At 36.7% G+C, this 1,933-nt stretch carries 1 protein-coding gene and 1 pseudogene; both read left to right on the top strand.

From position 1 onward, the window contains the following. Positions 1–476 precede the first annotated feature (476 nt). A complete protein-coding gene (locus DW005_RS13475; RefSeq protein WP_117480183.1) occupies positions 477–842 on the top strand; it encodes a hypothetical protein in 366 nt (121 codons plus the stop codon). Positions 843–1,352: 510 nt separating this feature from the next. Beyond that, positions 1,353–1,907: pseudogene (locus DW005_RS14305) on the top strand (UPF0236 family protein). Positions 1,908–1,933 lie beyond the last annotated feature (26 nt).

Here is a 1,933-nt window from a genome sequence, read left to right on the forward strand (position 1 = left end):
ACACCTATAACTTTGAAAGATGCCATCAGTCCATTGGGAACAAACGACCTGCCGAGGTATACTATCCGGTAATGCTTCTGGAGGCAGCCAGAGCAGCCGCATAATATAAAAATCCGGAAGATGCTTCACACATTTTCCATGTAACTCGTCAACATATCAGTTCAAGATAAAAATATCAAATTTTTATCTTGACAACTGAGCCATTATAACTGGTATTAGAATTGAAAAATTTTTTTACAAGTATGCTCCAAATGCTTTAATTTTCAATCTTTCAGGCTTTGCGGATGGTAAAGCAGTTTTCTACGTCTTTCTAAAGAACGACCTAAAAGAAAATGATGATTTGCTTAGTAAACTCTATGAACATGCATTAAATGGCGAATTTGCATTTTTAGATGATTACGTTCAAAAGTTCTTCATATACGACTTTGAGAAAAACTTAATTGCAACATCTACATCTAAGAAAGTGGGGTGATTGTATGAGCGTTTATAAAACAAAATTTTATGGCGAATATAAATTTTCAGATAATGCGACACCATACCTTTTGACTTATCTTAGTAAGTTTTTTAGAACAATTCACATTGAGCGAGATGTAGAAAAAATCAAAGAAAGCTACTATAACTGGAAAGACTACAGCTATTATGGTGATTTAGGATATGAAGGTGAATTATATGTTAATCCCGAAGACAAAAGCTACGGGAATAAGAATTTGATGGCAGTTACCAGATGGTGCCATTTTGCAATTGATAAAAGAGATGACGGAAATTTTCTTATCTGGAATGGCAACAAAAGGTTCTACCATTATGAAGCTTGGATTCAGTATATTATTGACCGATTTTTATAACCTCATAAGATAAAGCTTAACGGTGTAATGTTTGAAGTAGGTATTGGTTCTACAGATGCTAACTATATGGTTTTATATGAAAACAGGCTCATTAAATATTATGCAAAAGACCCAAGAGAACTAGAACGGCTAAGGAATGATTTCAAAAATTCGGATATTATCTTTGACATTATGAATAAAATACCACCGCTGTCAAGTTTATAACTACAAGAAACCCCTGTATTGGGGCTTTTTGTAATTGTTCTTTCTTATACGTATATTAGAATTATTGAAAGCAATGTTGCAAATACCACTTATTATTATTCGATTAATGTTAGGGTAAAGTTTTTGTAGGAAAATAAAAAAATAGAAAGCACCGGATTCCTGTGTTAGGATTTAAGGTGACCAAACCAACAATCCAAGGAGGATGCTTTCATGATTAACAGTATACAACATTTTCAGGAACAAGGGGTAAAAAATTTAACAGAAATTTTTAGTCACTATACAGATGACCTTACCAAGTTTGCAGAAATGGTTTATGGAGTGACTAAAGAGGTAACGAAGTTAGGGCTTTCCCTGATTAAAGAAGAACTGGAAAGCTATGATGAACTGCTGCGTAAACGACAGGACCTGCGAAAAGGCTGGTACATTGAACGCCGGGATGAAACGAAGCTTCTGACCAGTCTGGGAGAAATCTGTTACAGTAGGACGTATTTTCACAATAAAGAAACCGGGGAATACTGCTATCTGTTAGATCGTCTCATGGGCTTGGAATCGCATGCCCGTATTTCATAGGATGCAGAAGCCAGAATACTGGAGGAGGCTGTGGAAAGCAGTTACCGGAAAGGCGGAATCAATGCCTGTATCGGGGAACAGGAGGTAAGCAAGGAAACCGTAATGAATAAGCTTCATACCCTTGAGTTTCCGTTACTGGAGCCGCTGAAGGAGAAACGTAGAGTAAGCCGTCTGTATATCGATGCAGATGAAGACCATGTTTCGCTGCAGTATCTTGAAAAAAGGGTGACATTAAAAAGCCCCGCGTTAATACCGTTATGCCAAAGCTTATCTACGTCTACGAGGATGTAAATTTCGATGGGAGTAAGCATGAACTG

Origin of the sequence: Clostridium sp. AF36-4, assembly GCF_003435975.1 — a bacterium.
In the GTDB taxonomy this organism is placed as follows: Bacteria; Bacillota; Clostridia; order Lachnospirales; family Lachnospiraceae; genus Eubacterium_F.